We start from the raw sequence: 5536 nt of genomic DNA, 5'->3' as shown, positions 1-5536 counted from the left end.
GGAACGACCCTGGCACAAGGCGCAGGCTTTGCTTGGAATCCCGAAAGGAGGTTGTATGCAGATGAAGAAACCGATACGCCTCTTAGGGATGGTGTTCCAAATTGACTAGGAGCGCCCGTGAAGGCGGGCTTTCCGAGCCTCTGAGCGCTGCGCCATCGATCTGACAACCGCTTCAATGGCCAGAAGTTTACGTGCGGTCGCGACGACGGGGTGACCGTCGGGTCCTGGCAGGCGTAAACAGAGGATTGCGGGGCATACGTAAGATCTATTTATGCCCCGTTCTTTGCTTTTTTGGCTCGTGCTCACCCTCCTTCGGGCTTCACTCTCCTTCTTCTTTGAGCGAAAGCACCGCCATAAAGGCCTCTTGTGGGATCTCAACGCTACCTACCATCTTCATACGCTTCTTCCCCTCTTTTTGTTTCTCCAGCAGCTTCTTTTTGCGCGTGACATCGCCTCCGTAGCACTTGGCCAGGACATCTTTACGCAGAGCCTTGATCGTCTCACGAGCGATGACACGCGAACCAATGGCCGCCTGGATTGGTACTTCGAAGAGTTGGCGAGGAATAAGCTTGTGCAATTTCTCCACCAGGGCCCGCCCACGGCGATAGGCTTCACTCCGGTGCACAATGATAGAGAGGGCATCAACTGGCTGTCCGTTCACCAGAATATCCAGCTTCACCAGATCGGCCTCACGATAACCAGCAAAGCTGTAATCCAGCGAGGCGTAGCCTTGTGTCCGCGATTTGAGCTGATCATGGAAATCCACGATCAACTCCGCCAACGGCATGCTATAGGTCAGCAGCACACGGTCAGCCTCGATATATTTCATCTCCTTGAAAAGGCCACGGCGGCTTGTGACCAGCTCCATAATAGGGCCAATATAGCGGGCTGGTGAGAAGATAGAAAGATCTACCCACGGCTCCTCAATCTTCTCGATCTCACCCGGCGAGGGGAAAGCTGAGGGATTATCGACTTTAACCACCTCACCATTGCGCTTCGTAACATAGTATTCCACGTTGGGCGCTGTGGCCAGAATACGCAGGCCATACTCACGCTCTAAGCGCTCTTGAATGATCTCCATATGGAGCAGGCCCAGGAAACCACAGCGAAAACCGAAGCCGAGGGCGGCAGAGGTCTCAGGTTCGAAGGAGAGAGAGGCATCATTGAGCTGCAGCCGCTCCAGCGCATCGCGCAGCAGTGGATAATCCTCGCTATCAACCGGATAGAAGCCCGCAAACACCATCGGCTTCGCCGGCTTATAGCCCGGCAGCGGTTCGATCTGGCCAAGGGCTTCAGGAATCGTAGCCGTATCGCCCACCCGACAATCTTTGACATTCTTGAAGCCTGTTGCTAGATAGCCTACCTCACCAGCGCTCAGCGTCTGCGATGCCACCATACGCGGCTGAAAGTAGCCCGCTTCGAGAACTTCGGTGACACTGCCGGTGGCCATCATAGCAATCCGATCCCCAGCGCGCACGCTTCCATCCACGATGCGCACATAGGCAATAACCCCTTTGTAGCTATCATAATGCGAATCGAAAACCAGGGCACGCAAGGGACGCCCGAGATTGCCATGCGGCGGCGGGATACGCTCAACAATGGCCTCCAGGATCTCTCTGATGCCAATGCCCTCCTTGGCCGAGGCCAGCAGGCACTCGCTGCCAGGCAGACCAATCACCTCTTCGACTTCCTGACGCACTCGCTCAGGGTCAGCGCTGGGAAGGTCGATCTTGTTAATGACAGGGATAATGGCCAGGTCGGCCTCGAGAGCGAGATAGAGGTTAGCCAGGGTCTGGGCCTCAATGCCCTGCGTGGCATCAATGACGAGTAAAGCTCCTTCGCAGGCGGCAAGGCTGCGCGAGACTTCATAGGTAAAGTCGACATGCCCCGGGGTGTCAATCAGATTCAGCTCGTATTGCTCACCATTGCGAGCGGTATAGAGCATGCGCACCGCCTGGGCCTTAATGGTAATGCCCCGCTCCCGCTCTAGCTCCATCTGGTCCAGCACCTGCTCCGTCATTTCACGACTGGAAATGGTGCCAGTGTATTCCAAAAGACGATCAGCCAGGGTCGATTTGCCGTGATCGATATGCGCAATGATGCAGAAGTTGCGAATATGGGCTTGATCCGTCATGCTTCAATGATGCCTCCGCACAACACTTCATCGCCATTGGCGCCTCCATAGAAGACGGCGCCCTGCCCCGGTGTCACAGCCCGCACCGGCTGCTCCAGCGTGACCAGCGCCCGCCGACCCTCCAACGGGAGCACGCGCGCTCGCTGCTCGCTGGCCTTGTAACGGATGCGAACAGCAGCTTCAAATGGTTCTGTCGGAACGTCGCCGCTGAGATAATGCATGGAATGAACTGTAAAGCTGGTACGTTCCAAGGCCTCTGGCGGGCCAACAATCAGGGCGTTTCGCTCAGCATCAATCTTGAGTACATGGAGCGGACGGGACGAGGTCAGCCCAAGACCACGCCGCTGCCCAATGGTGTAGAAAGCCAAACCCCGATGCTGCCCGAGTAGCTTCCCCTCCTGATCATAGATCGGACCAGGACGCGGCACTGGTAGGATACTCTCAGGCTGACTCCGCGTCACCTCACTGCTAGCATAGCGCTGGATAAAACCGCGGTAGTCGTCGCGGGCCACAAAACAAATTTCCTGACTCTCTGGCTTGCTGGCCACAGGTAAACCGCGCTCCGCCGCCATAGCCCGCACCTGCTCTTTGGTATAGGTCCCCAGCGGGAAACAGGCCCGCGCAAGCTGCTCCTGGTTCAGGACGTGCAGAACATAAGACTGATCCTTTTGCCGATCAACAGCCCTCAGCAAGCGATACTTGCCTGTCACGGGATCGCGCTCAACACGCGCATAATGACCCGTAGCCAGATAGTCGGCCTCTAACGCTAACGCTCGGCGCAAGAGCACTGTGAAGCGAATAAAGCGGTTGCAGACGAGGCAGGGATTGGGCGTGTGACCCGCTACGTACTCTCGATAAAAGTAGTCAACGACATGCTCCTTAAATTCTTGCTCGACATTGACCAGATAGAAAGGAATGTCTAGCAAGCGTGCTACACGCCTTGCATCATCAACTGCCTCTAGCGAGCAGCACTTGTTCTCTACCACCCGCTCAACGCCGTCATCTTCCTCACTGCCAGGCTCAGCCCAGAGGCGCAGCATGATCCCAATCACTTCATGCCCCTGCTCCTTGAGAAGGGCCGCCGCCACCGAGCTATCTACACCACCACTCATGGCAACAACAATCCTCGCCATATTACCGCTCCCTTCCCGCAACTCTCACGCTGTCGATACCTTTCAACGCTCCTAGTATCAGCATGCTCTGGTTCTACAAAACACCGTTCTACTGCGCCGCTGGCTCTCTTGATGCCTCCGATTGCTACCTGTCATGTCTGCTCTGCTATCACCCAGCCGATCGTATCCAGCCAGAGTGAGCGAAAAAAGACTAGCCGACGAAACTGGCTAGCCTCCACGTGCAAACAGCGCTGGTCTCCGGTGCGTCTGTTGTTGCTCGACAGGGCAATAGAGACAGGCAAAAGATGCGTGCTCTCCTCTCTCGCTAAGCGTAGCACAGGTTGCCGGCCTTGTCAAATGGACCCACATGGACAGGGTTCCTCCCCCCCACATGACGCTTAGGCCCGTAGTGCTTGCTTCAAACCGCCTCTCGACGCGAAGGCTACAATCGTGTATAATAGGCGCAACGTCAAGAAGCCTCGCAGCTTACCGGCTGTTTGTCTGCCAAGCCAATGTCAACGTCTCGCCTCCGGAGGCTCTTGATCCAGCGGCAGCAGGTTGAGCTGCATCTCCGTGCCTCAGCAGTGCGGAGAGGTTGAGCCCTAGAGCAACGCAGGCGAGTAAGACCAGCGCAGCTCTATCGCTGCATGAAGATCTTGCGGTGCCGCGCCGACCGCAGTACAGTAAGCCAGCAGGCGCAGAGAGGCCTGGAGCGGCGGCAGCGGGCCCGTGTAAGCAGGAGTGAGTCAACATGGCAAAGAAAGCAGGTGCACGCGGTGGGGCCCGCCAGAAGGCCCGCGCGCAGAAGCACATCGAGCTCGTTCGCCAGGTAGGGGGAGAGCAAGCCAACGCCCCTAGCCACGAAGGTGGCGCAGCATCGCAGAGCAAACTAGGCCCTAAAGCGACTGTGGCCGCCCAGGCTCGCCCAGAGGAGACGCGCGAGCAAGAGCAGATGGCGGCTGCGGCTGCCGCTGAAGTTTCTCGCCCGGCTAGCGCGGCCAGTAAGTTGGCTTCCCGCCGCCAGGTAAGCCGAGCTGCCCAGCGCAGCGCCGCCTTAATTACTCCAGAGCACTATGCTTATGTCCGTCGCGACCTGGTGATGATCGCGATTCTGGCCGCCATCATGTTCGCAACCCTGATTGTGCTTCATTTCGTGCCAGCTCTCGGCGGCTGAGGTTTGGCGCTGCTCGCTGCGCGCGGTATGGGCTTTTGTCGATCATTAGCAGATTGCACACTGTCCAGTAGGAGGGATCTTTCCGTACGTCCCTTGCTCTGCCCAGCTCCCTGCCTCAATCAGGGATATGCTTAGCTCTGCAAGGGTGGTTTTTTCTCTCCTATTTTCAAGGCCACCTTTTCCCAATCTTGATGAGCTGACAGGCACTTAAACGATCAGGCAGAAAAGAGCAGAAGCACCGAGGTTCTCCACCTGCCCTCAGTGCTTCCTCTATTGTTTCTCTTTCAGCGTTGCGGCTTCTTTATCTGGGATAGCTCGCCTGGCAACCAGACAGCCGCCCGGAGCTAGGTCGCCAAATGGGAAAAGCCATGTGAGGCCCGCGGCAATGTACTCCCTATTCTTCCCGCCACTAGTGCATCAGGGGGCCGGTATTCAGCCCGGCGGAAATACCCTGGCGATGTTCAGCAGGGATAGTCACACCCAGCACACGCTGCATAGCCATGGTGTGCGAACAATGCCCCCAATCCTGGAAGAAACGGCAGGTGCAGTTCCAGACCCCATGATCATAGTTGGTGGTATGGACATCGTTCTCACCCCGAAACTTGGCTTCGAAGCGTGTGAACTGGATACGCTCCGGCTCTTCCGCATAGCGCTTGGCTTTTGCAATTTTGCTGATCATGCTTGAATTCACGGTCGGTACTCTCCTTCAGGTGTAGCAAGCAAGCAACCACGTCGCATACATATCAACAGCGATTGCCTCACAAGGCGCGGACAACAGCTTATGCCAATAGGTTGGCCAATCCCATCCCATCAGCAAGGTTCTCGATGTGCAAGAGGCTGAAGGCCCGAGAGCACGTCTCACCCTCCTTTCGCGCGAAGTCTCGCCTCGGAGCAGAGGGACGAACAGCTACCAACACTGGCCCACTCTCTCCTATTCGCAATCAGATACGGAGGCCACCTGCGCCTGGGAGACATCCCAACGGCGCCATTAGAAGAATCCGCTGCGTAGAGCCTGGCGATGAATGCATATTGACCGTGATTAAGAGAAATAAAAAACACCAGGGCCGAATTTCCCCAGTGTGTATGAGTCCTAGCTTTTGGCAGTACGGGCTGACA

At 56.7% G+C, this 5536-nt stretch carries 4 protein-coding genes; 1 reads left to right on the top strand and 3 read right to left on the bottom strand.

Annotation, left to right across the window (positions count from 1 at the left end; all coding sequences use genetic code 11):
• Positions 1-319 precede the first annotated feature (319 nt).
• The gene (gene lepA / locus IRZ24_RS16175) at positions 320-2134 is read right to left on the bottom strand and encodes a translation elongation factor 4 (RefSeq protein WP_297166311.1); all 1815 of its coding nucleotides are present in this window, start codon (positions 2132-2134) and stop codon (positions 320-322) included.
• The gene (mnmA, locus tag IRZ24_RS16170; RefSeq protein WP_297166308.1) at positions 2131-3267 is read right to left on the bottom strand and encodes a tRNA 2-thiouridine(34) synthase MnmA; all 1137 of its coding nucleotides are present in this window, start codon (positions 3265-3267) and stop codon (positions 2131-2133) included. The genes lepA and mnmA overlap by 4 nt, the downstream gene beginning before the upstream one ends.
• Positions 3268-3997: 730 nt before the next feature.
• On the opposite strand from mnmA, the gene IRZ24_RS16165 reads away from it, so the two are divergent.
• Positions 3998-4420 carry a hypothetical protein gene (locus tag IRZ24_RS16165; RefSeq protein WP_297166305.1) on the top strand — a complete coding sequence of 141 codons (423 nt, stop codon included), beginning with the start codon at positions 3998-4000 and terminating at the stop codon, positions 4418-4420.
• 409 nt (positions 4421-4829) lie between these two features.
• Here the strand turns inward: IRZ24_RS16165 and IRZ24_RS16160 are convergent, their stop codons facing one another.
• Entirely contained in the window at positions 4830-5111 is a 282-nt protein-coding gene (locus IRZ24_RS16160) for a hypothetical protein (protein WP_052888578.1), read from the bottom strand.
• Positions 5112-5536: the final 425 nt, after the last annotated feature.

It is taken from the genome of Thermogemmatispora sp., from assembly GCF_019683755.1.
In the GTDB taxonomy this organism is placed as follows: Bacteria; Chloroflexota; Ktedonobacteria; order Ktedonobacterales; family Ktedonobacteraceae; genus Thermogemmatispora.
This window is presented reverse-complemented; position numbering and strand designations above follow the sequence as displayed.